The 23,607-nt window shown below is 74.1% G+C and carries 23 protein-coding genes; 13 read left to right on the top strand and 10 right to left on the bottom strand.

The window, feature by feature from the left end; translation table 11 throughout:
* Positions 1-86: 86 nt before the first annotated feature.
* On the bottom strand, positions 87-833 hold the full coding sequence (locus GA0070613_RS21650; protein ID WP_089013964.1) for an ArsR/SmtB family transcription factor: 747 nt from the start codon (positions 831-833) through the stop codon (positions 87-89).
* A gap of 131 nt (positions 834-964) precedes the next feature.
* Here GA0070613_RS21650 and GA0070613_RS21645 point away from each other — a divergent pair, with 131 nt between their 5' ends.
* Positions 965-3,184 (top strand): family 43 glycosylhydrolase, encoded by a 2,220-nt coding sequence (locus GA0070613_RS21645; protein WP_089013963.1) that lies wholly within the window; start codon positions 965-967, stop codon positions 3,182-3,184.
* A 45-nt stretch (positions 3,185-3,229) separates the two neighbouring features.
* Here the strand turns inward: GA0070613_RS21645 and GA0070613_RS21640 are convergent, their stop codons facing one another.
* On the bottom strand, positions 3,230-3,763 hold the full coding sequence (locus GA0070613_RS21640; protein WP_089013962.1) for a 2'-5' RNA ligase family protein: 534 nt from the start codon (positions 3,761-3,763) through the stop codon (positions 3,230-3,232).
* Between the two features lie 193 nt (positions 3,764-3,956).
* Between GA0070613_RS21640 and GA0070613_RS21635 the strand changes: the two genes are divergently transcribed.
* Complete coding sequence (locus GA0070613_RS21635) at positions 3,957-5,756, top strand: DEAD/DEAH box helicase (RefSeq protein WP_089013961.1); 1,800 nt, start codon at positions 3,957-3,959, stop codon at positions 5,754-5,756.
* 69 nt (positions 5,757-5,825) lie between these two features.
* Here GA0070613_RS21635 and lon read toward each other — a convergent pair whose 3' ends face one another.
* Positions 5,826-8,162 (bottom strand): endopeptidase La, encoded by a 2,337-nt coding sequence (gene lon / locus GA0070613_RS21630; protein ID WP_089013960.1) that lies wholly within the window; start codon positions 8,160-8,162, stop codon positions 5,826-5,828.
* Between the two features lie 253 nt (positions 8,163-8,415).
* Here lon and GA0070613_RS21625 point away from each other — a divergent pair, with 253 nt between their 5' ends.
* Complete coding sequence (locus GA0070613_RS21625; RefSeq protein WP_089016109.1) at positions 8,416-8,763, top strand: histone-like nucleoid-structuring protein Lsr2; 348 nt, start codon at positions 8,416-8,418, stop codon at positions 8,761-8,763.
* Positions 8,764-8,880: 117 nt separating this feature from the next.
* Here the strand turns inward: GA0070613_RS21625 and GA0070613_RS21620 are convergent, their stop codons facing one another.
* On the bottom strand, positions 8,881-9,138 hold the full coding sequence (locus tag GA0070613_RS21620; RefSeq protein ID WP_172875867.1) for a hypothetical protein: 258 nt from the start codon (positions 9,136-9,138) through the stop codon (positions 8,881-8,883).
* Positions 9,139-9,270: 132 nt separating this feature from the next.
* On the opposite strand from GA0070613_RS21620, the gene GA0070613_RS21615 reads away from it, so the two are divergent.
* Positions 9,271-10,527: an MDR family MFS transporter gene (locus GA0070613_RS21615; protein WP_157746428.1), complete on the top strand. Its 1,257-nt coding sequence runs from the start codon at positions 9,271-9,273 to the stop codon at positions 10,525-10,527.
* A 62-nt stretch (positions 10,528-10,589) separates the two neighbouring features.
* Here the strand turns inward: GA0070613_RS21615 and GA0070613_RS21610 are convergent, their stop codons facing one another.
* Positions 10,590-11,876 (bottom strand): hypothetical protein, encoded by a 1,287-nt coding sequence (locus GA0070613_RS21610; RefSeq protein WP_172875866.1) that lies wholly within the window; start codon positions 11,874-11,876, stop codon positions 10,590-10,592.
* 319 nt (positions 11,877-12,195) lie between these two features.
* Entirely contained in the window at positions 12,196-13,125 is a 930-nt protein-coding gene (locus tag GA0070613_RS21605) for a PDDEXK family nuclease (protein ID WP_231929354.1), read from the bottom strand.
* Between the two features lie 67 nt (positions 13,126-13,192).
* Between GA0070613_RS21605 and GA0070613_RS21600 the strand changes: the two genes are divergently transcribed.
* The 6 genes from GA0070613_RS21600 (at position 13,193) to GA0070613_RS21575 (ending at position 16,439) form a co-directional block, all read left to right on the top strand.
* Positions 13,193-13,828, top strand: a complete 636-nt coding sequence (locus GA0070613_RS21600) for a GNAT family N-acetyltransferase (RefSeq protein ID WP_089013958.1) — start codon at positions 13,193-13,195, stop codon at positions 13,826-13,828.
* Between the two features lie 143 nt (positions 13,829-13,971).
* On the top strand, positions 13,972-14,160 hold the full coding sequence (locus GA0070613_RS21595; RefSeq protein WP_089013957.1) for a hypothetical protein: 189 nt from the start codon (positions 13,972-13,974) through the stop codon (positions 14,158-14,160).
* Between the two features lie 11 nt (positions 14,161-14,171).
* A complete protein-coding gene (locus tag GA0070613_RS21590; protein ID WP_089013956.1) occupies positions 14,172-14,531 on the top strand; it encodes an Asp23/Gls24 family envelope stress response protein in 360 nt (119 codons plus the stop codon).
* Between the two features lies 1 nt (position 14,532).
* Positions 14,533-15,051 carry a hypothetical protein gene (locus tag GA0070613_RS21585; RefSeq protein ID WP_089013955.1) on the top strand — a complete coding sequence of 173 codons (519 nt, stop codon included), beginning with the start codon at positions 14,533-14,535 and terminating at the stop codon, positions 15,049-15,051.
* The gene (locus GA0070613_RS21580; protein WP_089013954.1) at positions 15,048-15,596 is read left to right on the top strand and encodes a hypothetical protein; all 549 of its coding nucleotides are present in this window, start codon (positions 15,048-15,050) and stop codon (positions 15,594-15,596) included. The genes GA0070613_RS21585 and GA0070613_RS21580 overlap by 4 nt, the downstream gene beginning before the upstream one ends.
* 126 nt (positions 15,597-15,722) lie before the next feature.
* On the top strand, positions 15,723-16,439 hold the full coding sequence (locus tag GA0070613_RS21575; protein WP_089013953.1) for a helical backbone metal receptor: 717 nt from the start codon (positions 15,723-15,725) through the stop codon (positions 16,437-16,439).
* A 34-nt stretch (positions 16,440-16,473) separates the two neighbouring features.
* Here GA0070613_RS21575 and GA0070613_RS21570 read toward each other — a convergent pair whose 3' ends face one another.
* The gene (locus GA0070613_RS21570) at positions 16,474-17,172 is read right to left on the bottom strand and encodes a CBS domain-containing protein (protein WP_089016106.1); all 699 of its coding nucleotides are present in this window, start codon (positions 17,170-17,172) and stop codon (positions 16,474-16,476) included.
* Between the two features lie 218 nt (positions 17,173-17,390).
* Here GA0070613_RS21570 and GA0070613_RS21565 point away from each other — a divergent pair, with 218 nt between their 5' ends.
* Together GA0070613_RS21565 and GA0070613_RS21560 are read left to right on the top strand one after the other, a co-directional pair.
* Entirely contained in the window at positions 17,391-17,966 is a 576-nt protein-coding gene (locus GA0070613_RS21565) for a hypothetical protein (protein WP_172875865.1), read from the top strand.
* A gap of 173 nt (positions 17,967-18,139) precedes the next feature.
* On the top strand, positions 18,140-18,508 hold the full coding sequence (locus GA0070613_RS21560; protein WP_089013951.1) for an FKBP-type peptidyl-prolyl cis-trans isomerase: 369 nt from the start codon (positions 18,140-18,142) through the stop codon (positions 18,506-18,508).
* Between the two features lie 106 nt (positions 18,509-18,614).
* Here the strand turns inward: GA0070613_RS21560 and GA0070613_RS21555 are convergent, their stop codons facing one another.
* Positions 18,615-18,980, bottom strand: a complete 366-nt coding sequence (locus GA0070613_RS21555; RefSeq protein WP_089013950.1) for an STAS domain-containing protein — start codon at positions 18,978-18,980, stop codon at positions 18,615-18,617.
* 262 nt (positions 18,981-19,242) lie between these two features.
* Here GA0070613_RS21555 and GA0070613_RS21550 point away from each other — a divergent pair, with 262 nt between their 5' ends.
* Positions 19,243-20,262 (top strand): SMP-30/gluconolactonase/LRE family protein, encoded by a 1,020-nt coding sequence (locus GA0070613_RS21550; RefSeq protein WP_089013949.1) that lies wholly within the window; start codon positions 19,243-19,245, stop codon positions 20,260-20,262.
* Between the two features lie 71 nt (positions 20,263-20,333).
* Here the strand turns inward: GA0070613_RS21550 and GA0070613_RS21545 are convergent, their stop codons facing one another.
* On the bottom strand, positions 20,334-21,605 hold the full coding sequence (locus GA0070613_RS21545; RefSeq protein WP_089013948.1) for a L,D-transpeptidase: 1,272 nt from the start codon (positions 21,603-21,605) through the stop codon (positions 20,334-20,336).
* A gap of 199 nt (positions 21,606-21,804) precedes the next feature.
* Positions 21,805-23,484 (bottom strand): right-handed parallel beta-helix repeat-containing protein, encoded by a 1,680-nt coding sequence (locus GA0070613_RS21540; protein ID WP_089013947.1) that lies wholly within the window; start codon positions 23,482-23,484, stop codon positions 21,805-21,807.
* Positions 23,485-23,607 lie beyond the last annotated feature (123 nt).

Here is a 23,607-nt window from a genome sequence, read left to right as displayed (position 1 = left end):
CGGCCCCCGCCGAACCGTGGAGCGGGACGGGGCGCGGGGCGGCGCGACCGATGGGGCGGAGCGCGGGGCGGATCGGGTCGGGCCGGTCAGGCGCGGCCGGCGCCGGTGTCGCGGGGCGGGGCGGGGGCGAGGTCGGCGGGGTCGAGGTGGAGGGCGGCGGCGAGGGCGGGTACGCCGGCCGGGGTGAGGCGGATCGCGCGGCCGGTGCCGCGTACGGTCCAGCCGAGGTCGAGGAAGCGGTGGCAGAGCGCCGCCCCGAGCGCGCCAGCCAGGTGGGGGCGGCGCTCGGTCCAGTCCAGACAGTCGCGGACCAGGGGCCGCCGGGCGGTCCGCAGCGGCTCGACCGGCACCCCGAGGCCGGTCAGCCAGTCCAGGCCGGCGGGGGTGAGGGCGAGGCCGCCCGACCGGTCCAGCACGTTGCGGGCGAGCATTGCGTCGTACAGCCGCACGCCGAGCCGCCCGGCCAGGTGGTCGTAGCAGGTACGGGCGTACGCCAGGGCGGCGCCGGCCTGCGCGGCGCGCAACGTCCGGGGTGGGGTCGGCGGGGCGGGGGCGTGGCCGGCCAGGTCCTCGATGAGCTGGGCCACCGACGGGCCGGCCAGGCGGACGTACCGGTGTCGGCCCTGCCGCTCCTCGACCAGCAGTCCGCCGCGGACCAGCCGGGTGAGGTGGTCGCTGGCGGTGGACGCGGCCACCCCTGCGGCGCGGGCCAGCTCGCCCGCCGTCCAGGCCCGTCCGTCGAGCAGGGCCAGGCAGAAGCTGGCCCGGGTGCGGTCGGCGAGCAGCGCGGCGAGGCCGGCGACCGAAGTGCCGTCGATGCTGGTGGTGGTCATGGCCCCATGCTGGCACGGGGACGGTTCGGTGAAGGCCGAAGGGTATCGGCGCTCTTTACATCGTTGTATCCAACGTTGTAGAAACGGGGCACCGCAGTGACCTATGTCGACACCGACCCGAGGCAGGTCTGATGGGACACCTCCACCGTGGCGGCGTGCTCGCCGCCGTACTCGGACTGGTGCTGGCGACGACGGCGTCCGCGCCGGCCGTGGCCGGTTCCGGGCCCGACCGCTACCCCAACCCGGTCTCCGCCGGATTCGCCGACACCTTCGCCGACCCGGTCGTCGTCCGCGGCGACGACGGCCTCTGGTACGCCTACGGCACCTCCGACCCGCTTCGGGAGGGCGAGAAGCAGGCCCACCGGGTACCCACCGCCCGCTCGGCCGACCTGGTCGACTGGACGTACGTCGGCGATGCCCTCGCCGCGGACCAGCGCCCGTCCTGGGCCGCCCCCGGCGCGGCGTTCTGGGCGCCCGACGTGCGCCGGGTCGGCGACCACTGGGTCATGTACGTGACGGTCACCGACACCGGCGTCTCCGCCGACACCTTCGACACCGCCATCGGGGCCGCCACCGCGCCCACCCCGACCGGCCCGTGGACCTTCGCGGACGAGCCGGTGGTCGCCCCGCGCCCCGGCGGGGGCGGTGGCTACCTGTGGACCATCGACCCGAGCCAGTTCACCGACGTCGACGGCCGCCACTACCTCTACTTCGGCAGCTACTACGGCGGCATCTCGGTCACCGAGCTCAGCGCCGACGGGCTGCGCGCGGTCGGCGCCCCGACGCTGGTCGCCGTCGACAACAAGTTCGAGGGCAGCTACGTGCTGCGCCACGAGGGCTGGTACTACCTCTTCGCCTCCACCGCGAACTGCTGCGCCGGCCCGGCCACCGGTTACTCCGTCCAGGTCGGACGGGCCCGCGGCCCGCGCGGGCCGTTCGTCGACCGGGACGGGCTGCGGCTGGACGCCTCCCGGGCCGGCGGCACCCCGGTGCTCACCCAGAACGGCAACCGCTGGATCGGCACCGGCCACAACGGCTTCCTCACCGACCTGTCCGGGCAGGACTGGATCGTGTACCACGCGATCGACCGCGCCGACCCGTACCTGGACGAGCCGTTCGGGATCAACGAGCGGCCGATGCTGCTGGACCGGCTCGACTGGATCGACGGCTGGCCCACCGTGAACGCCGGCGCCGGGCCGTCGGAGGGGCCGCGGCCCGCGCCGGTCACGACCGCCCGGCTCGACGAACGCTTCGACTCCCCGGCGCTCACCCGCTGGCGGGCCGACGACGACAGCTGGCAGGTGGCCGACGGGCGACTCACCAGGACCGGCGCGCTGACGAGTCGTACCGCTTTCGACGGGGACGTGCGCGCGGAGGCGGACCTGCGGCTGACCGGGGCGGACGCCGCCGGGTTGCGGCTCGGCCGGGTGGACGTCCGGATCGACGGCGACCGGCTGGTGGCCCGGGAGGCCGGCGGGGCGACCGCGAGCGTTCCGCTGCCCGCCGGGTTCGACCCCGCCGACCGGCACAACCTGGCCGTCGAGGTCCGCGGCCGGCAGCTCGTCGCCGAGCTGAGCCCAGCCCGCCTCGGTGACCAGCTCGCCGTGGTCACGCTGCGGCTGACCCACCCGGTCGCGGGACCGCTCACCCTGCTCGCCGAGGGCGGGACCGCCGAGTTCGACAACGTGAGCGCCGCCCGGCTGTACCGGCCGGCGCGACAGGCGGTGGCGCCACCGACCGCCGGTCCACTGCTGCCCGCCTGGTCCGACGAGTTCGACGACGGGTTCGACCCGGCCTGGCGGTGGGTCCGGCAGGATCCGGCCGCGACGGTACGCGACGGCGCGCTTCGCTGGCCGGTGGAGTCGGCCGACCTGGTCGGCACCGGGAACACCGCCGGCGTGCTGCTGCACGACGCGCCGAGCGGGGACTACGTGGCGGAGACGAAGGTGACCCTCGACCTCGGCGAGGAGACCGTCCGCAACTACCAGCAGGCCGGGATGGTCGCGTACGTGGACGACGATCGGTTCGCCCGGCTGTCCCAGGTGGCGATCTGGAACACCCGGCAGGTCGAGTACGGCTACGAGCTGCCCTTCGCGGGTCAGCCGGTGTACGGCGGCAACATCGTCGGCACCCCGGCCACCACCACCTGGCTGCGGCTGGCCCACCACGTCGACGCGGCCACCGGGGAGCACGAGTTCCGGGCCGGCTCCAGCCGGGACGGCGTGCACTGGACCTGGGGTGGGGTGTGGACCTTCCCGGCCGACACCACGCCCCGGATCGGCCTGGTCGCGCACGGCGGCGCAGAGCCCCCGGTGACCGCCGAGTTCGACTACCTGCGGTTCCACCGCTGAGCCGGGGGCCGTCCGCCAGCGGGCGGACGGCCCCCGCCCGCTGGTTCAGCCCGGGTACAGGCCGTCGGTGGCGGTCAGCTCACTGACCGTCCGGGTGTCGCCGTCGTAGCTGCGCGCCGCCGCGAACTCCCCGCTCGGCCGGTCGGCGCCGGCCACCGCCCCGGCCAACCGCCGGTCGGCGTAGCGGAACCGCAGCGCGAGGCTCAGGTGCGGGATCCACCGCCCCGGCAGGTGCCACGGGTTCTGCCCAGGGGCGCCGGCCAGCACGTCCCAGACCGCGGCGTGCAGGGCGACCAGCTCCGGTAGGGGCCGGACCAACCAGACCAGCGGCGCGCTGCCGTCGAGCACCTCGACCCGGCCGAGGCGGGCCGGCAGGGGCAGCACGGCGGCGCAGAGGTCGGCGAGACGTTCCTCCGCCCCGGGCGGGAATTCGTCGACCGAGGCGAGGGTCAGATGCGGCCGGTTGCTGGGGTGGGTGTTGCGGCCCAGGCTGGGCAGCCCGGCCACGGCGAGCCGGTCCCAGGCCGCCCGCACCGCCTCCTCCAGCGGCGGCGAGCACACCAGTTCGACCGTACGCACCCGGTCAGGCTAGCCGCCGCCGGTGTGCGGGGACGTCCCCCGGACTGCCGGCGGGATACGCCGAGTGGTGCGTCGTCCTGGACGCCGTCGTCGGGCTCACCATGGTGCTGGCCATCGTCGGGTGAACGTGTCGCGGGTGACGGTTGTGCCGGTCGACGCGACGGGCCGGCGGGGGTGATGAAAGGCTTGTCGCATGAGTTCCGCACCAACACCGACCGACCCCACCCCCGCCGCCGACACCGACGAGGCGACCGCCTTCGCGGATCTCGGGCTGCGCGCCGAACTGCTGGGCGCGCTCTCCGCGCTCGGCTACGAGGAGCCGACCCCGATCCAGCGGGAGGCGATCCCGCCGCTGCTGGCCGGCCGGGACCTGCTGGGGCAGGCGGCGACCGGTACGGGCAAGACCGCCGCGTTCGCCCTCCCGCTGCTGCAGCGGATGCCGGACGACCGGACCGGCGGTGACCCGGTGTCGCTGGTGCTGGTGCCCACCCGGGAGCTGGCGGTGCAGGTCTCCGAGGCGTTCCACCGCTACGGCAAGGACCTCGGCACCCGGGTCCTGCCGATCTACGGCGGCCAGCCGATCGGCCGGCAACTGCGTGCCCTGGACCTGGGCGTGGACGTGGTGGTGGCCACCCCGGGCCGGGCGCTGGACCACATCGCCCGGGGCACGCTGCGGCTGGGTTCGCTGGCCACCGTGGTGCTGGACGAGGCGGACGAGATGCTCGACATGGGCTTCGCCGAGGACATCGAGGCGATCCTGGAGCACGCCCCGGCGCAGCGGCAGACGGTGCTCTTCTCGGCGACCATGCCGTCCCGGATCGACGGGCTGGCCCGCAAGCACCTGACCGACCCGCAGCGCATCCAGATCGAGCGCGAGCGGGCGGTGGCCGGCGAGGCGCCCCGGGTGCGGCAGAGCGCGTACATCGTCTCCCGGGCACACAAGCCGGCGGCGCTGGGCCGGGTGCTGGACGTGGAGTCCCCCACCGCGGCGATCGTCTTCTGCCGCAGCCGCGAGGAGGTGGACCGGCTCACCGAGACGATGAACGGCCGGGGCTACCGGGCGGAGGCGCTACACGGCGGGATGAGCCAGGAGCAGCGGGACCGGGTGATGGGCCGGCTCCGCTCGGGCACCGCCGACCTGCTGGTGGCCACCGACGTGGCGGCCCGCGGCCTGGACGTCGAGCAGCTCACCCACGTGGTCAACTACGACGTGCCGTCGGCGCCGGAGTCGTACGTGCACCGGATCGGCCGGGTCGGTCGGGCCGGCAGGGAGGGCGTGGCGATCACCCTCGCCGAGCCGCGCGAGCACCGGATGCTCAAGACCATCGAGCGGGTGACCGGTCAGCGGATCGCCATCGACAAGATCCCGACGGTGGCCGACCTGCGGACCCGGCGGCTGGAGCTGACCCAGGCCGCGCTGCGGGAGAGCCTGCTGGAGGACGACCTCGATCCGTTCCGGGTGATCGTGGAGTCGCTGTCGGACGAGTTCGACATGATGGAGGTCGCCCTCGCCGCGGTGAAGCTGGCCCACGAGGCGACCCTGCCCGGCGCCCCCGACGAGGAGGAGATCCCGCAGGTCGCGGTCCGTCCGCAGCGGGAGACCCGGCCGGGGTACGAGGGCCGCGGCGGGGAGCGGCGCGGCGGCGGCGCCCGACCGCGTACCGGCGGCACCACGCAGGTCTTCATCGGGCTGGGGCGGCGCGCCGGGGTCCGGCCGCAGGACCTGGTCGGGGCGATCACCGGGGAGACCCAGCTCAGCGGCCGGGACATCGGCTCGATCGAGATCGCCGACCGGTTCTCCCTGGTGGAGGTGCCGGTCGGGGTCGCCGACGAGGTGATCGCCGGGCTGCGCGGCAGCACCATCAAGGGCCGCAAGACGACCGTACGCCGGGATCGTGACGGCGACGGGGGCGGCGAGCGCCGCTTCGACGGGGCCGACCGGCGCGAGCGCCGCGACCGGGACTTCGGCGGCGACCGGCGCGACCGGCGCTGAGCTACGCACGCCGAGGCCCCCGGTCGGTCGACCGGAGGCCTCGGCGCGTCCCGCCGGGGCGGGTGGCGGTCAGGCCGCGCTGAGGGTCTGGCCGCCGAGCGTCTCCGCGTCGACGTCGGCCGGGCGCAGCGCCAGGGCGAGCACGTCGGCGACGTCGGCGAGGGTGTGGATGGTCAGCGCCTCGCGGACCTCGGTGGGCAGGTCGTCCAGGTCCGGCTCGTTGCGGGCCGGGATGATCACCTCGGTCAGGCCGGCCCGGTGGGCGGCGAGCAGCTTCTGCTTCACCCCGCCGATGGGCAGCACCCGGCCGGAGAGGGTCACCTCGCCGGTCATCCCGAACTCGGGGCGGACCGGCCGCCCGCTGGCCAGCGAGGCCAGGGCGGTGACCATGGTGATGCCGGCGCTGGGGCCGTCCTTGGGCACCGCGCCCGCCGGGAAGTGCACGTGGATCCGCCGTCCGGCGAGGGCGTTCGGGTCCAGCCCGAGCCGCCGCCCGTTCGACCGCAGGTACGACAGCGCGATGTGCGCGGACTCCTTCATCACGTCGCCGAGCTGACCGGTCAGGGTCAGCCCCGGCTCGCCGTCCATGCTGGTGGCTTCGATGAAGAGCACGTCGCCGCCGGCGCCGGTGACCGCGAGGCCGGTGGCCACGCCGGGCACCGCCGTCCGCTCGGCCGACTCCGGGGTGAACTTCGGCCGGCCCAGGTAGCGGGCGAGGTTGCCGGTGTCCACCCGGACCGGCGCCGGGTCGGACGCCAGCGCGACCGCGACCTTGCGCAGGATCTTCGCCAGGGCGCGTTCGAGCTGCCGGACGCCGGCCTCCCGGGTGTACTCCCCCGCGATCCGGGCCAGGGCCTCGTCGGCGACGGTGACCTCGTCGGCGGTCAGCCCGGCCCGCTCTCGCTGCCGGGGCAGCAGGTGGTCCCGGGCGATGGCCACCTTCTCGTCCTCGGTGTAGCCGTCCAGGGTGACCAGCTCCATCCGGTCCAGCAGCGGGCCGGGGATGGTCTCCACCACGTTGGCGGTGGCCAGGAAGAGCACGTCGGAGAGGTCGAGGTCGACCTCCAGGTAGTGGTCCCGGAAGGTGTGGTTCTGCGCCGGGTCGAGCACCTCGAGCAGGGCGGCGGCCGGGTCGCCGGCGTAGCCGACGGCCAGCTTGTCGACCTCGTCGAGGAGCACCACCGGGTTCATCGAGCCGGCCTCGCGCAGGGCGCGGACGATCCGGCCGGGCAGCGCGCCGACGTAGGTGCGCCGGTGGCCGCGGATCTCCGCCTCGTCGCGGACACCGCCGAGGGAGACCCGGACGAAGTTGCGGCCGAGCGCCCGGGCGACGGACTCGCCGAGGCTGGTCTTGCCGACGCCGGGCGGGCCGGCGAGGGCGAGCACCGCGCCGGAGCCGCGGCCGCCGACGACGCCGAGGTTGCGCTCGGCCCGCCGGTTGCGCACCGCCAGGTACTCCAGGATGCGGTCCTTCACGTCGGCCAGGCCGGCGTGGTCGGCGTCGAGCACGGCGCGGGCCGCGGCCAGGTCGGTGTTGTCCTCGGTACGCGTGTTCCACGGCATTTCGAGGACCGTGTCGAGCCAGGTCCGGATCCAGCCGGCCTCCGGGGAGGCGTCGCTGGCCCGCTCCAGCTTGCCGACCTCGCGCAGCGCCGCCTCGCGGACCTTCTCCGGCAGGTCGGCGGACTCCATCCGGCTGCGGTAGTCGGCCGAGCCGTCCGGCTCGTCCTCGCCGAGCTCCTTGCGGATCGCGGCGAGCTGCTGGCGGAGCAGGAACTCCCGCTGGGACTTCTCCAGCCCCTCCCGGACGTCGCTGTTGATCCGCTCGGTGACCTCCTGCTCGGCGAGGTGGTCCTTCACCCAGCCGACGAGGAGCTCCAGCCGGGCGGTGACGTCCGGCGCGTCGAGCAGTTCGGTCTTCTGCGCCAGGCTGAGCCAGGGCGCGTAGCCGGCCGCGTCGGCCAGCTCGGAGAGGTCGGTCATCCGCTCCATGGCGTCGATGACCTGCCAGGCTCCGCGCTGCTGGAGGACCGAGGTCATCAGCGCGCGGTACTCGCGGGCGAGTTCCCGGGCCCTACCGGCCGGGGCGGGTTCGTCGAGTTCGGTCGCCTCGACCCAGAGGGCGGCGCCGGGTCCGGGGACGCCGGAGCCGATCCGGGCCCGGGACAGGCCGCGGACGACGGCGGCGGGCTCCCCGTCGGGCAGCCGGCCGACCTTCTCGATGGTGGCTACCGTGCCGACGGAGCCGTACTCCCCGTCGATGCGGGGCACGGCGAGGAGCTTCTTGTCGCCGGTGGCGCGGGCCGCGTCGACCGCGGCCTGGGTGGTCGGGTCGAGGGTCACCGGGATGACCATGCCCGGCAGCAGGACGGCGTCGGTCAGTGGAAGTACCGGAAGAGTTGCCATCGAACACCTGCTATCACGTTGGCTTGAGCGTGACAGGCTCAAGTAACAAAGCGTTCCCCTTGTTCCTGGCTGTGACCCACGCCACTTCCCAGGCCGGGCCGTGGTCGCTCCCATCCGCCCCGACCGGCCGGGGCACGATTCCGCGAGCGATTAGGCGACCCGCCGAATGGCAAACGGCGGGTATTGTTGCGAATTCGCCGCGCCATACGTCAAACTCTTAGCCACACCCCGCCCGACACAGGGAGCAATGGCGATGGCAAGGAAAGTAATCACCGTTCTGACCGACGACCTGGACGGCGGAAAGGCCGATCGGACCGTCGAGTTCAGCCTGGACGGCGTGGCGTACACCATCGACGTCTCCGACGAGAACGCGGGCGTCCTGCGCAAGGCGCTGGACCCGTACATCAGCGCAGGCCGGCGAATCGGCCGCGGACCGGTCGAGGCCGGCCGCGCCACGCGCCGTCCGGGGCGCCCGGCCACCGCCGGAATGGACCGCGAGCAGAACCGCGCCATCCGGGAATGGGCCACCAAGAACGGGTACGAGATTTCCGAGCGGGGCCGCATCCCGGTCTCCGTGGTGGAGGCGTACAAGAACCGCTGAGCAGTCGGGGGTCACCTTCGGGCAGGCCGGGGTCACGCTGAGAAATCGGTGGGGCCCCGGTCCGCTTTTCAACCCGTTCACAATTTCCCGCCGCGCGTGTCCGGCCCGGCGGGACGCTCACTCCCCGGTCCTCCCGTCGAGGGGCTTGGCGGGCCACGTCGAGCTGACCGACGTGCCGGGCGTACTCCTGGCGCGGGTGGAAGAGGATCCGGCCGAGGCTGGGCGCCTTCGCCGGCGTACGGAACCGGAGAGCCCGGGGGTCTTGCGCGCCAGCGCCCGGCGGTACCAGTCGAGGTAGCCCAGCAGCTGCTCGCGCGGGTCCCTGACGTGGTTGCCCGGCCCGTCCAGCAGCGCCGGGAAGCGCTCGGTCGACATCCGTCGACGGTACGGGCCGAGGGTGAGCGGCGCCACCATGATCGACGCATGACCGCAACGCCGTCGTACCCCTAGGTTGTAATGACCGGCCCAGCCGGCAGGCATTACACGGACGACTCTCGGGGGTGGCGCATGGCGACATGGTGGCGGCAGACGGCGGGCGGACTGCCTCGCACCTTCTGGTATCTCTGGACCGCCACCCTGATCAACCGACTGGGCAGCTTCGTCGCCATCTATCTCGGCGTCTACCTGGTCTCGGTACGACACTTCGACCCGTCGTACGCCGGAATGGTGATCGGGTTGCACGGCGCCGGCAGCGCGCTCGGCACGCTGCTCGGCGGCATGATCGCGGACCGGTGGGGGCGGCGGCCGGCGATGCTGGCCGGCAACGTCAGTGCCGCGGCCATCGCCACCGCCCTCGGGCTGAGCACCCAGCCGGTCGGCATCGCGCTGCTGACCCTGCTGCTCGGGCTCTTCCTCGGCGTCGCCCGCCCCGCCTTCACCGCCACCATCATCGACGTGGTCGGCGAACGCGACCGGCTGCGGGCGATGACCCTCAACTACTGGGCGATCAACATCGGCTTCTCGGTGGCCGCGACCGTGGCCGGCCTGCTGGTCCGGGTGGACCCGCTGCTGCTCTTCCTGGTCAACGCCGCCGTGCTGCTCGGCACGGCCACGCTGATCGCGGTCAAGGTGCCCGAGTCGCGGCCGGCCCCGGTCACCGTGGGACAGTTCACACAGTTCACCCGGGCGGACCGGGGTGGGCTCGGCGTGGTGCTGCGCGACCCGGTCTTCCTGACCTTCACCGCGCTCACCGGGCTGGTCTGGCTCTGCATCGAGGCGAACGTGATGCTGCCGGTGGCGTTGCAGGCCGACGGGCTGCCGGCGGCGGCGTACGGGCCGGTCATCGCGGTCAACGGCCTGATGATCGTGGTAGGGCAGCTCTTCGTACCGCGGCTGATCGGCCGCTTCGACCGGTCCCGCACCATCGCGGTGGCGGCGGTGGTGGTCGGCACCGGCTTCGCGCTCACCGCCCTCGCCGACAGCGTCTGGTGCTACGGGCTCGCCGTCCTGGTCTGGACGCTCGGCGAGATGATGATGACGCCGGCCAACTCGGCGCTCACCGCCGACCTCTCCCCCGCCGCCCAGCGCGGCCGCTACCAGGGCGTCTACTCCCTCGGGTACGCCTTCGCCAGCTTCGGCGGCCCCACCATCGGCGGGCTGGTCACCGACCGGTTCGGCGACACCGCGCTCTGGCTGGGCCTGTTCGGCCTGGCCCTGCTGGTGGCGGTCGGCAACCTGCTCGCCGCGCCGGCCCGTACCCGACGGATCCGCGCGCTGCGGCCCCCGGCCGACGAACCGGTCCGACCGGCGCCCGCGCTGGTCTGACGGAAACGGCGGAGCCGCCTGGGGCGTACCCCGGGCGGCTCGGGCCGTCGACCGACCCGGCCTCAGTTGACCTCGATCCGCACCACGTCGAAGGCGGGGGTCTGGTTGGCGCGCTCCATCATCGGGATGCGGTGCGAACCGTCACCGGCCCAGACCGCGCACTGCGCGAGACCCGACTGGGGCAGCCCGGGGATCTGGATCTGCACGTCGTCCGGCTGGTCGCTGCCCCGACCGTCCTCGGTGGCCACGAAGAACGCCGGCACGTCCTGCGGGTTCGGGGGCTGCCGGGTGTCGTTGAGCATCCGGCACGCGGTGTGGAAGTGTCCACGGACCAGGCCCTGGTCGTTCAGCAGCGAGCTCTCCAGGTAGTAACCGCCCTGGCCGGCCGCGAGGAAGCGGTCCCGGATCAGGTTCTTGGTGGTGACCCGGAGGGCGAACGGCTCGTTCCGGTTGACCTGGTTCGGGAACTGCGTGATGAGCAGCGAGGGATTGTTCGCGGCGGCACCCACTTCACCGAAGGCGGTGCTCACGCAGCGGTTTCCGTTCTGGAAACCATCGTGCGGCTGGAGCTTGCTGTTGGTGCAGTCCTTGGCGAGGACGCCCAACCCGTTGCCGCCATTGTTGTTCTGGCCGCCACCGTTCTGGCCGCCGGTCTGACCGCCGTTCTGGCCACCCGTCTGACCACCGTTCTGGCCACCGGTCTGGCCGCCGTTGTTCCCGCCGGCGTTCTGACCGGCGTCGGCGAGGGCGCACTGGGCGAGCTGGTCGAGGCCCTGCGGCCGCTGCGCCACCCGCCCGATCGCGGTCGCGATCCGGTTCAACGTCGCCTTCCGCTTGTCGGCCAGCGGCCGCAGGATCGTGTTGTTGACGAAGTCCTGGCTGGTACGGCTTGCGTCGGCGGCGAGCCGCCGGTTGGCCTCGGCGATCTGGGCGTCCAACAGGGCGAGGTTGCGGTCCACCTCGTTGCGGGCCTGGTCAGGGACCTGCGGAAGCTTGCCCTTCACGTCCGGGCAGGCGACGGTGGGCGGGCCGGCCGCGGCGCCGCCACCGGCTTTGACCGCCTGGCACTCGGCGACGGACATCTGCCCGTCACCCCAGTGGTTGCGCACCCAGCGGCCGTTCTGCCACGTCCGGGTGGTGCTGCCCTGGCCGCTCGGCGAGGTGGCGCCGGGGCTGGGCGCGAGGCAGGACGCCGAGGCGGTGCGGGTGTATGTCCGCCGGTCCTGGGCCGACGAGATCTGGGTCACGGCGACGATTCCGCCGAAAACCGCGAGCGTGCCGACAACGGCCAGCAGTCGCTTGCTGCGCGCGTTACCGGATGGCCGGCGCGCCCGTGTGGACCTGCGCATCGAATTGCTCTCCTTCTCGATCCGGTGGCTGACTCGTGACCCCGGCGGACCGACGGAATTCGGGGTGAGGATCACTGCGACGTTCCGGTCGCACGTCGATGACCGACGATGCCCTTTCCGCACCGTCTCCCGCGCCTGCCGGCGCGGCCGGGAAGTCTGGGTCCATTCCCGCTTAGGTACGGAGCGGCGGCCGCGAAGGTTCAAGCCCCGATCGCGAAATTCAGCAACAGCGGTGCCAGCGGCGGCGCCGCGGCGGGTGGGAAGCGGCGTCAGCCCGGCGCCGCGGGCGTGTCCCGCTCGGGTACGGCGGTGCGCGCGGTCAGTCGGCGCAGAGATGCTCGAAGGCGAAGCCGCCCGCCAGCTCGTCCCGACGGGACGCGAGGAGCCGGATGTCGCGGCGGAGCTCGTCCCGGTCCACCAGCGGCGGCTCAGCCGCGTCGAGGCCGCGCAGCCGCTCCCCGACCGCCAGGGCGGACAGGTCCTCGGCGAGCCGCGCCGGGTCCACTCCGCAGAAGAACCGCTGCGGGAAGACCTGGACCCGCTCGACCAGGCACCGTCCGGGCCGCACCTCGACCCAGCTCCAGCCCTCGGCCGGGCCGGCCTTCCAGCGCGCGTGCAGCCCCCGGACGATGGGGTCGGCGAGCCGCCGGTCCACGTACGCCTCCACGACGGCGGCCCGGGTCAGCGCGCCCAGGTCGTTGACGTGTCCGCTGCGGCCGTCGGGCAGCCGGCCGATGATGTCACGGAACCCGACCGGCTCGGTCCCCGCCGGCCCGGCCGCGGTGGCGTCCGCGTAGCCGCGCGCGTCGATGACGTACTCGACGATCCCGCGGCCGTGGTCGGCGCCGCGCAACGTCGGTGACTCGATGCGCAGCACCGCCAGGCCGACCGCCGCGCAGACCGCGCTCTTCATCCGTTCGGCGCGCTGCTCCGGCGAGCCGGCCGCCGGCGGCGCGGCGAGGTCCACGGCGAACAGCGGCCGGCCGGTGTCCGCGGCGCAGACCACCTGGTCGAAGCCCTCCCGGATGGCGGTGCTCCACTGGTGTCCGGTGATGCCCGGTGGTCGCCCGTGCACCAGCTCGCTGAGCCGGCGGGACGCGTACACGACCTGACCGGCCCGGGTGAGCAGGGGCGCGCCCCCGGCCGTGATCGGACGCAGCCAGGTCGCGTCCTCGCTGCCGGTGCTCGTCATCTTCGCCAGATCCATCCGTCGGTCGGTCGACCGGCCCGAGTCTAGGACGTCGATCATGGCAGGCGCCTCGCCGGTGCGGCCTAATCCGGTTGCCCGGGCCGGCCGGCGCCGGTGGGATGAGAGCGTGTCGATCTTCCTCACCACCGCCCGGCTGACGCTGCGCGAGTTCACCGCCGCCGACGCGGCGCTGCTCACCGAGCTGGACGGCGACCCGGACGTGATGCGATACCTCACCGGGGGGCGCCCCACCCCGCCGGCGGAAATCCGCGAGCGGGTGCTGCCCCGGATGCTGGCCGCGTACCGGCGGCCGCCGGGCTGGGGCTGGTGGGCCGCGGAGCGGCGGCGCGACGGCACCTTCCTGGGCTGGTTCGAGTTCCGGCCGACCACGGATGGCGACCCCCGGGAGGTCGAGCTGGGCTACCGGCTGCGCCGGGCCGTCTGGGGGGCCGGGTACGCCACCGAGGGGGCCCGGTCCCTGGTCGACAAGGGCTTCGCCGAGCTGGGTGTGGCACGGATCGTCGCCACCACCATGGCGGTCAACCGCGGGTCGCGGCGGGTGATGGAGAAGGCCGGACTGACGTACGTGCGGACCTTCCACCAGGACTGGCCGGAGGCGATCGAGGGATCCGAGCACGGCGAGGTGGAGTACGCGCTGACCCGGCGGGAGTGGCGGGACGGGCGGGCCGTCCGCTCCCCCGTCACCGGCGGGACACCGAACCCCCGCCCGCCGGCCGGTGCGCGCGGCGGGGGCCACCTCTAGGCTGACCCTGGCTCCGGACCCGGCCCGGCTCGCGGCGGGCGCGCGCTGACGGCCCCCGAGTAATTGCATCGTTGCAGAGGACTGGCGACGGCGGGAACGGGTACGCGGCGCCCATCAGCCGGCCGGTGCGAGCGGAGGTGGGCATGACGCGGCAGCAGTTCGGATTCCTCGCCGGATTTCTCCTGGTGGCGGTCTGGGCGCTGGGCGGGCCGGGCGCCGCCGGGGCCGCCACCCTGGCCGGTCTGGTCGGTTGGCTCCTGGTCCGGGTCCTCGACGGCGACGTCACCCTGGCCGGACTCGCCGACCGGGCCACCCCGCCACGCCGGCGCTGACCGGGGCCCCGATGACCGGCACCCTGCCCCGCCGCGGATCCGCCGCGCCCACCGGCTCCGACGCCACCCCGGACCGCTGGCCGGACGAGCGGATCGCCCGGCTCGCCGAGAACGCCGCGCGACACGCCCCGGGGGTCTACGCCCCGGCGGCGACCGTTTGCGCCGACGGCCGGGCCGCCCGCGTCGACCTCGACCTCGCGGTCGACCACGGCGAGCACCTTCCGACGGTCGCCGAGGCCGTACGCCGCCGGGTGGCCGCCCAGGTCGAGGCGCACACCGGCCTGACCGTGGCCGGCGTCACCGTCACCGTGGTGGACCTGCTCCTGCCGGAGCAGGGCGGCAGCACCACGCCGCCGGGGAGCGGAGGTTGACGTGCGGACGGTCAACCGGGTCGCCACCCTGCTGCTCGCCGTCGCCCTGCTCGCCGGCGGGATACTCGTCGCGGTCGAGGCGTCGCTCGCGGCGCTCGGCCGCCCCGGCCTGCTGCTCCCCCGCGGGCACGCCGCCCTGACCGGCACCCGCTGGCAGGACGCCCCGGCCCGGACCGTGGCCGCCGCGGTCACCCTGATCGGCCTTGTCGTCCTCGCCGCCCAGCTGCGCCGATGGCAGCCGACCCGGCTGCGGCTCGACGGGGACGACGGCTGGCACCTGCACCGGCGCTCGGTCGAACGACGCCTGGCCCGCGCGGTCCGCTCGGTGCCGAGCGTACGGCGGGCCCGGGTGCGGATCCGCCGGCGCGGGGACGCCTGGCGGCCCCGGGTGACCGCCACCGGCGATCCGGCGGCCCGCTCCGACGTCGAGTTCGCCGTGCACCGGGAACTGGACCGGCTGGCCGCGCCGACGCGCGGCCGGGTCGAGGTCCGACTGGTCCCGGCCCGGCGGGCGGCATGAGCAACGCGGCGCACCGGCTGCTCTGGACGGTCGTCGCCCTGCTGCTGACCGCCCTGGGCGGTGCCGGCCTGGCGGTGAGCCTGGGCCGGCTGCCGGGCGGCGACACCCCGCTGCTCGGCGCGGGTCTGCTGCACTGGTGGCGGGCCGGCACGCCGTGGAGCGCCTTGGCGCTGGTGGTCGGCGGGGTGCTGCTGGCCCTGCTCGGTCAGCGGCTGCTCGCCCGGGAGCTGCGGGTGCCGGGCCGGCTGGCGGGCACCCTGGTGCACGGCGGCGACGGAGGTGGGCGTACCCGGGTGGACAGCGGGGTGCTCACCGGCGCGCTGGTGCGGGACCTGCTCCGGGAACCCGGGGTGCGCCGGGCGCGGGTGGTGCTCACCGGCCCGACGGGCCGGCCCGACTTCTGGGTGGAGGTGCACCTCGACCCCCGCGCCGGCACCGCCGCCGTCCGCGCGCACGTCGACGCCGCCGTCCGACGGTTCGCCGCGACCGTCGGCTGCCGGCCCGCCCACCTGGACGTGACCGCGCGGGTGGACGCCGAACCCTGACCGGCGCGGTCAGCGCCGGACGACCACCTCGGAGTGGCTTGCGGGCCCGGCCGCCCGTCCGGCGGGCGTCGATCTACCGCCGATCCGGCATGATCGGGGTCGGATCGGCGGCGGAAGGAGCGACCGGTGCGGGTGGTGTCCCTGGTGCCGTCCCTGACCGAGGCGGTGGCGCTGACCCGCCCCGAGGTGCTGGTCGGGGCGACGGACTGGTGCACCCACCCGGGCGGGCTGGACGTCGCGCGGGTGGGTGGCAGCAAGTACCCGGACCTGGCCCGGGTGCTCGCGCTCCGGCCCGACCTGGTCCTGCTCAACGAGGAGGAGAACCGGCGGGCCGACGCCGACGCCCTGCTCGCGGCCGGGGTGCCGGTACGGGTCACCTTCCCGCGTACGGTGCCCGAGGCGCTGACCGAGCTGGCCGAGCTGGCCGGCACGCTCGGCGCGACCACCGAGCCGGACTGGCTCGTGGCGGCCCGCCGGGCGTGGGCCGCCCTGCCCGAGCCCGGCGCGCTCCGCCGGGCGGTCGTACCCGTGTGGCGCCGGCCGTGGGTCGTGCTCGGCAGCGGGACGTTCGCCGGCGACGTGCTGCGCCGGCTCGGCGTGGCGAACCTGTACGCCGAGCACGCCGAGCGCTACCCCCGGCCCGACCTGGCCGAGCTGCGGGCGCGCCGGCCGGAGCTGGTGGTGCTGCCGGACGAGCCGTACCGGTTCACCGCCGACGACGGACCGGAGTCGTTCCCCGGCGTGCCCTGCGCGCTGGTCTCCGGGCGGCACCTGACCTGGTACGGCCCATCCCTCGCCGAGGCCCCCGCGCTGCTCGCCGCCCAGCTCGCCCACCCCGGCTGAACCGCGAGGCGAGTGGGGCCTGCGGTGCTGGCGCTCAGGCGATCGGGGTGGGGTGCACCGGATCCACCTCGACCAGGGTGGTGTCGTCCACGTCGTACCCGATCGCGTTCTGGACCGCGACCACGCCGCTGACCTGGGCCGCGAGCCGGCCGGCGAGATCGACGGCGGTCCGCCGGTCCAGCCGGCCGTCCAGGGTGACCGCGCCGTCGCGGACCTGGACGGTGACCAGGCCGTCCCGCACGGCGAGCACCCGGCGCAGCACCTCCTGCACCACGTCCTCGCGGATCTCCGCGTCGGTGCGCAGGTGCACCCGGAGCAGGTCGCCGCGGGTCACGATGCCGACCAGCCGACCGAGGTCGTCCAGCACCGGGAGCCGCTTGACCGCCTCGCGGTCCATCAGCCGGGCCGCCGCCGGGAGCGACGACTCCGGGAAGGTGGTCACCGCCGGCGCGGTCATCAGGTCCCCGGCCAGCAGCGCGTCCGCCTTCTCCCGGGCGGTACGCCGGCGCCGCCCCTCGAAGACCCGCCGCTCGTCCGGGTGCCCGGCCCGCTCCACCTTGTGCAGCAGGTCGGCCTCGGACACCACCCCCAGCACCCAGCGGAAGCCGTCCACCACCGGCACGGCGCTGATGCCCCGCCGGATCAGCACGTCGACGATCCGCCGGTACGGGGTCTCCTCCCCGACCGTCGCAACGTCCCTGGTCATCACGTCGCCCACCTGCCACGTTCTCATCACGACCTCCTCGGCCCGGTTCTCCACTCGCGACCGTAGGACCGGGTCGACGACCCGGGTCAGAGCCCGTGGACCGGACCGGGAGGGCCGTCCGGGCCGGGCAGACAGGGGACCAAGGTCCCGGTCAGGAGCGGCCCGGTCGGCCCTGACCGCGACGACCGGACGGAGGTGGAATGAATGTGCCACCGGGAAGCGCGGTGCGAGGCACAGGAAGGGACGTGGAAACCATGACCGCGACAGTCGAGCGGATCACCGCCAACACCATCGCTCCGGCGGCCGGGACCCCCCGTGACGTCGAGACCACCGGCCAGAAGGCCACCCGGTACGTCTTCGCCGGTCTCCGGATGGCGCTGGGCTGGACCTTCCTCTGGGCCTTCCTGGACAAGATGTTCGGCCTCGGCCACGGAACCGCCGCGAAGAACGCCTGGATCAACGGGGGCAGCCCCACCAAGGGCTTCCTCACCTTCGGGGCCGCCGGCCCGTTCAAGGGCCTGTACCACGACATCGCGGGCGCGGCCTGGGCGGACTGGCTGTTCATGATGGGCCTCGCGGCCATCGGCGTCGCCCTGCTGCTGGGCATCGGGATGCGGGTCGCCGCGGTCACCGGCGGGATCCTGCTGGTGATGATGTGGACGGCCGTGCTGCCCCCCGAGAACAACCCGTTCATGGACGACCACCTGATCTACGCGGGCCTGCTGGCCGCGCTGGCCCTGGTCGGCGCCGGCAACACCCTCGGGCTCGGCCGGGCCTGGGCGACGCTCCCCATCGTCCAGCGGCTCCCCTGGCTGAAGTGAAGTGACGGATCTGGCAGTACCCACAGGGCGGGCGTCACCGGCGGTGACGTCCGCCGTTCCGTACGCCCATGGTCCCAACCCGGTCACCCGGCGGGGACTGACGCGTATAGGCGGGCCGCTATCGGGCAGGATCGACGGGGACCGGACCCATCACCGAGGTAGGAGACCTGCGCATGGACAAGCCCGAGGTAGGCCCGATCGAGGGCGCGCCGCCCGCCGATCTCGTCATCGAGGACATCACCGTCGGCGAGGGCCCGGAGGCCCAGCCGGGTCAGCTGGCCAGCGTGCACTACGTCGGGGTGGCCCACTCGACCGGCCGCGAATTCGACGCGTCGTGGAACCGGGGTGAGTCCTTCGAGTTCCCGCTCGGCGGCGGGCAGGTCATCGCCGGCTGGGACCAGGGCGTGGTGGGCATGAAGGTCGGCGGCCGTCGTCGGCTGACCATCCCGCCGCACCTGGGCTACGGCAGCCGGGGCGCCGGCGGGGTCATCAAGCCGAACGAGACCCTGGTCTTCGTGGTCGACCTGCTCGGCGTCCGCTGAGCCGGCACTGACGCACGGCCGGGGCCGCCGGCAACATGTCGGCGGCCCCGGGGCGCTGCTGCCTGACCCGGCGCACGGCCCGGCGGAGTCGCCCCGGCCGGGGTGGTCAGGCCGGCACCAGCTCCGCCACCTCGGGCGTGCCCACGGTCGCCGACTGCCGCACCGGGAGCACCCGGTGCAGACCGGTGGCGCGCAGCACCCGGGCCACCACCGGATCCGGGTCGACCAGCACCAGCTCGCCGCCCCGCGCGCGGATCCGCAGATGGGCCGCGACCAGCGCGCGCACCGCGGTCGCGGAGAGCACCCGCACGCCGGAGAGGTCCAGCCGGAGCACCGGGCGGGCCGGGGCCGCCCACAGCGCGGCCCGGAACGACCCGACGGTCGCGATGTCGATCTCGCCGACCGCCCGGACGTCCACCACCTGGTCGCCGACGGTGATCTCCACGTGGAACCGGTCGCTGTGCTGCCCCATGCCGATGAACCTATCCGGCGGGACCGACAGTTCCGGCCCGCCGAGGCGCGGGATCCGGGTACGGCCCGGGTCCGACCCCGAGGGACGTCAGGGTCGCCGGGTCAGGTGCTCCCCAGGTTGCCGCTCTCCTCTCCCCGGGGCGCCCGCCGCGCCGGCCCGGTGACCCGGCGGAGCAGCGGCCCGGAGAACTCCCGGCACCCCTCCGCAGCCCCGACACGCCAACGGGTGCTGCCCTGGCGCATCGGCGGGTGACAATGAGCGGATGGTCGTCCCCCGCCAGCGCCCGCCCCGCCTCATCCGCCCCGTCCGCGAGCCGGCCACCGTGCCCCCGCCGCTGGAGGGACCGTGGGCCCCCACCGACCTCCGGCTCGACCACGCCGACCTGCTGCCGCTGCCGGACGGCGCGCACGGGCCGGAGGACGTGCTGATCGATTCGGACGGCCGGGTGATCAGCGGGGACGAGGGCGGCCGGCTGTGGTGGTGGCCGGCGGACGCGCCGGCGGGCACCCGACCCCGGCTGCTCGCCGAGACCGGCGGCCGACCGCTGGGCGTCGAGCTCGACCCCGTCGGCGGGGGCCTGGTGGTCTGCGACGCCTACCGGGGGCTGCTGCGGGTCACCCCGGACGGCGTGGTGCACGAGCTGACCGGCATGGCGCCGCCGGTGCACCTCGCCGACAACGCCACGGTGGCCCGCGACGGCACGATCTACTTCACCGACTCCTCCGACCGGTTCCCGCTCTCGCACTGGAAACGGGACCTGCTGGAGCACCGGCCCAACGGCCGGGTGCTGGCGTACGACCGGCGGACGGGGCGTACGGAGGTGGTGACGAGCGGGCTCTACTTCCCCAACGGGGTCGCCCTCACCCCGGACGAGTCGGCGCTGATGCTGGTGGAGACGGCCACCCACCGGCTGCTCCGGATCGACCTGCCGGACGGCCGGGCCACCGTGCTGACCGACCTGCCGGCGTACCCGGACAACGTCGCCGCGGTGGGTGACGGGACGTACTGGATCGCCCTGCCCAGCCCCCGTCTGCCGATCATGGAGCGGCTGCTGCCGCATCCCCGGGTACGACAGCTGGTGGCCCTGCTGCCGGGCGCGGTGCAGCCGCAGCCCCGCCGGTACGGCCTGGTCGCGCTGGTCGACGGCGACGGTCGGGTGCTCCGGACGCTGCACGGCCCGACCGGCGCGTACTCGATGATCACCGGGGTCCGGCAGCACGGAGACGTCCTCTGGCTGGGCAGCCTGACCGCGACGGGCGTGGCCCGGGTGAGCCTGGCCTGACGGCGGCGGCAGGCGGCCGGTCCGCCACCCCGAGGGTGACGGACCGGCCGCCGGTCGTTCCTCCCGGTCGGTCAGCCGCCGCTGGCCGAGGGAGCCGGCGCGGGCGCCGAGCCGCCGGCCACCGCGCCCGGGTGCGGCGTGCTGCTGGGGGTGGGCTTGAGCCCGGCCGGGACGGGCAGGGCGCTGCCCTTGGCGAAGTCGTCCCAGCTGACGTTCCAGGCGGTCCAGCCGTTGCCCTGGTCCAACTTCACCTCGGTGCCCTTGATCGTCACCAGGTCGCCGACCTGCGTGATCCCCATCAGCCAGTGCGCTGCCGTGGCAGAGACGTTGGTGCAGCCGTGCGAGACGTTGATGCTGCCCTGCTCCCCCTCCGACCACGGGGCGGAGTGGATGAACTCGCCGCCCCAGGTGAGGCGCTGCGCGTCGTCAACGTCGACCACGTAGCCGCCGTTCGGGTCGCCCCGGGTGTCGAAGGTGGTCCGATCGAACTTCTCCATGATCACCATCTTGCCGCTGGAGGTCGGGGTGCTCGACTTGCCCATGCTCACCGGGATCTTGCGGAGCAGCTTGCCGTCCTGGTAGACCGACATCTGCTTGGTGGCGTTGTCGATGTCGAGCGAGACCTGCCGGCCGATCTTCGAGGTCGCGCTGCGATCGGCGTCGCCGATGGCGTTCTTGCCGATCGGCAGCCCCTGCAGCGCGCTCCGCACGCTGATCTTCGTGCCGGGCTTCCAGAAATCAGGTGCCCGGTATTCGACCTGCTTGCCGTCCGCCACCCACGACCAGGTGCCCGGCTGCGGCGGATCGGTCTTCACGAACAATCGCCGTTGCACGTCCGCCCGGGCCTCTTTGGGAATTGGCGGATCGAACGCGACGGTTAACGGCAGAGCCGTCCCGTACGTCTGATTACCGGTGAAATAGAGCTCGGTGGTGATGGCCGGCTTGGTCGATTTCGCCATCGTGGTGAACGTCGTCTTCTGCGTGGTGGTACGTCCGGAACCGCCGGCCGCGGTCACCTCCGCGGTGTACGTCCGCGAATTCCTCAACGGCTTGGTGGGCACCCAGCTGGACCCGTCCTCCCGCGGTTCGGCCGGCACCTGCACACCCTTGTCGTCCGTGAGCCGCACCGCGGTGATCTTCCCGTTCGCGACCTTCGCGCCCACCTCGGCGCTGATCGGCACGTCCTTGGTCCGGTCCGCCGGTGTCACGGTCACCGAAGGGCCGGCCTTCTTCCCGTGCCCCGGCTTCGCCGCCTCCCGCTGACCGGCGGTGCAGCCACCGATCACCAACGGCGTGACTGCGATGGTTACTGCGAACAGTCTCAATCGCCGCCTCACGTGCATATTCCCCACCCCATTTCCAGTCCCCGTTGGCCCCATTCTGTACGGCGCTACTCGGGCCGGGTCGCACTTTTGGGGGAAATGGTGGGCGAAGCGGCGGCCATTTGATGCCGGGTGTGCCCGGGAGGCGACGGACGGGCCACGACGTCCGGGATCGGCAATCCTGGGCGGGCGGCGCACCGGAAGTACCGGACCGGGCCGGTCAGTCCCAGTCCTCGTCGCCGTGGTTGCGGTCCCACCGCCCGCCGAGCGGCGGGGTGTCCAGGCGGGTGGCGGCCGCGCCGTTACCGGCGAAGTCGTTGTCCTCCACCCGGCAGTCCACCCAACTGCCCCGGTCCGTGATCCACAGCCCGTGGGTCTGCGTCCGCACATCGTGGTTGTCCCAGACCCGGTTCCCCCGGATGGTCGCCGAGTCGCACGGCGCGTTGATGGCGATGCCGGCCCGGGCCTCCGGCGCGGCCGGCAGCTCGTACGGGGTGCCGGGCAGCGGGGTGTCGCCGCTCCACGCGGTGCAGGCGTCGGGGCGTACCGGGGCGAGGGAGAGTTCGGTGCCGGTGTTCGCGGCCACCACCGCGATGCGCCTGCCGACCCGGAGCACCTTGCCCCGGTGGCCGTCGTGCGGCCAGTCCGCCGACCGGTCGACCAGCTTCGTGTCGCCGTAGCGGACGGTCTCACCGCCGCCCGTGTACGCCCCGGCGCACTGTCGGCCGTTGTTGCGGATGCGGTTGTTGAGCAGCACGGTGTCGGTCATGGGGCGGTCGACCCGGATCGCGTCCAGGCCGTTGCCCCAGAACTCGTTGCTCTCGATCACCACGTCCAACGCCGGGTCCTGGTAGCCGCGGCCGAGGTTGTGCTCGTGATAGCCGTGCCGCCCGTTGCCGGTGATCCGGTTGCCCCGCACGGTGTAGGGGCCGGGCGTGTTGCCCATGCTGACGCCGTCGGCCAGGTTGCCGTCGATCACGCAGTCGGTCAGCAGCCCGCCCCGGCCGGCCACCCCGGCGGTGCCGTTGGCCGAGACGTCGTAGCCGGCCTCCAGGTTGCCGGTGATCGTGCAGGCCGTGACGATCAGGCCGTCGGCCCCCCAGTCGGAGATGCCGAACCGGTTGCCCTGGCTGTGGCAGCCGATGATCCGGTAGCCGCGCGGCGGTGGCCAGTAGTCCTTCTGCAGTTCCAGGAAGATGCCGTTGGTGCCGTTGCCGAGGGCGGTGCAGTTGGCAATGGTGAGCCGCTCGACCGTCCCCCAGCCGCCGATGCCGACGCCGATGCCGGCGCCCCCCATCTCCTCCCCGTTGTCCAGCCGGCCGCAGCCGACCACCACCACCCCGTCGACGGTGCTGTCCTGGAGGAAGTCGCAGCCCAGCCCGGTGGCGGCGGTGTGGTGGATGTACAGGTTGCGGAACACCCCCCGGACCACGTACTGCAGGCCCAGCCCCTTGGCCAGGTAGTTGTACTCGGCCATCGCCACCCCCGAACCGTCGATCTCGAAGTCGGCGAAGGTGCAGTCGGCGATGTTCCGGTCCCGGTTCGCGCCGTGCTGCACGGTGGTCCAGAAGGCCAGCGGCGTCGGGTCGGCCCGGTTGCCCTCGTTGCTCAGCAGGAACCGCGTCGCCGCCGGGCCGGCGCCGATCAGCGACACCCCGCTGCGCCAGACGGTCCCGGCGTCGCGGACGGAGTAGATCCCCGGCGGGCAGTAGATCACCCGCGCCCGCCCGTCGGCGGCGTAGCCGTCGCCGAGCCGGTCCACCAGCGCGGCCAGCGCCGGCTGGTCGTTGGTCACCCCGTCGCCGGTCAGGCCGTACTCGCGGGCGTCGCACCAGAGCGGCGCGCCGGCGACGGCCGGGCGGCGGTTCCGCAGGGTGGGCTGCAGTTCCTGGTACGGCACGGCTGCTCCTCTCGATCCCGGGCGACGACGGCCTCGGATTCCCGGCCTCCCGAGCGGCTAACACTGCGGGACGGGCACGGGGAGCAGATGCGGCAGACCGGACGACGGTGGATTCCACCGCCT

The sequence above is a fragment of the Micromonospora inositola genome, from assembly GCF_900090285.1.
GTDB lineage: Bacteria > Actinomycetota > Actinomycetes > Mycobacteriales > Micromonosporaceae > Micromonospora > Micromonospora inositola.
This window is presented reverse-complemented; position numbering and strand designations above follow the sequence as displayed.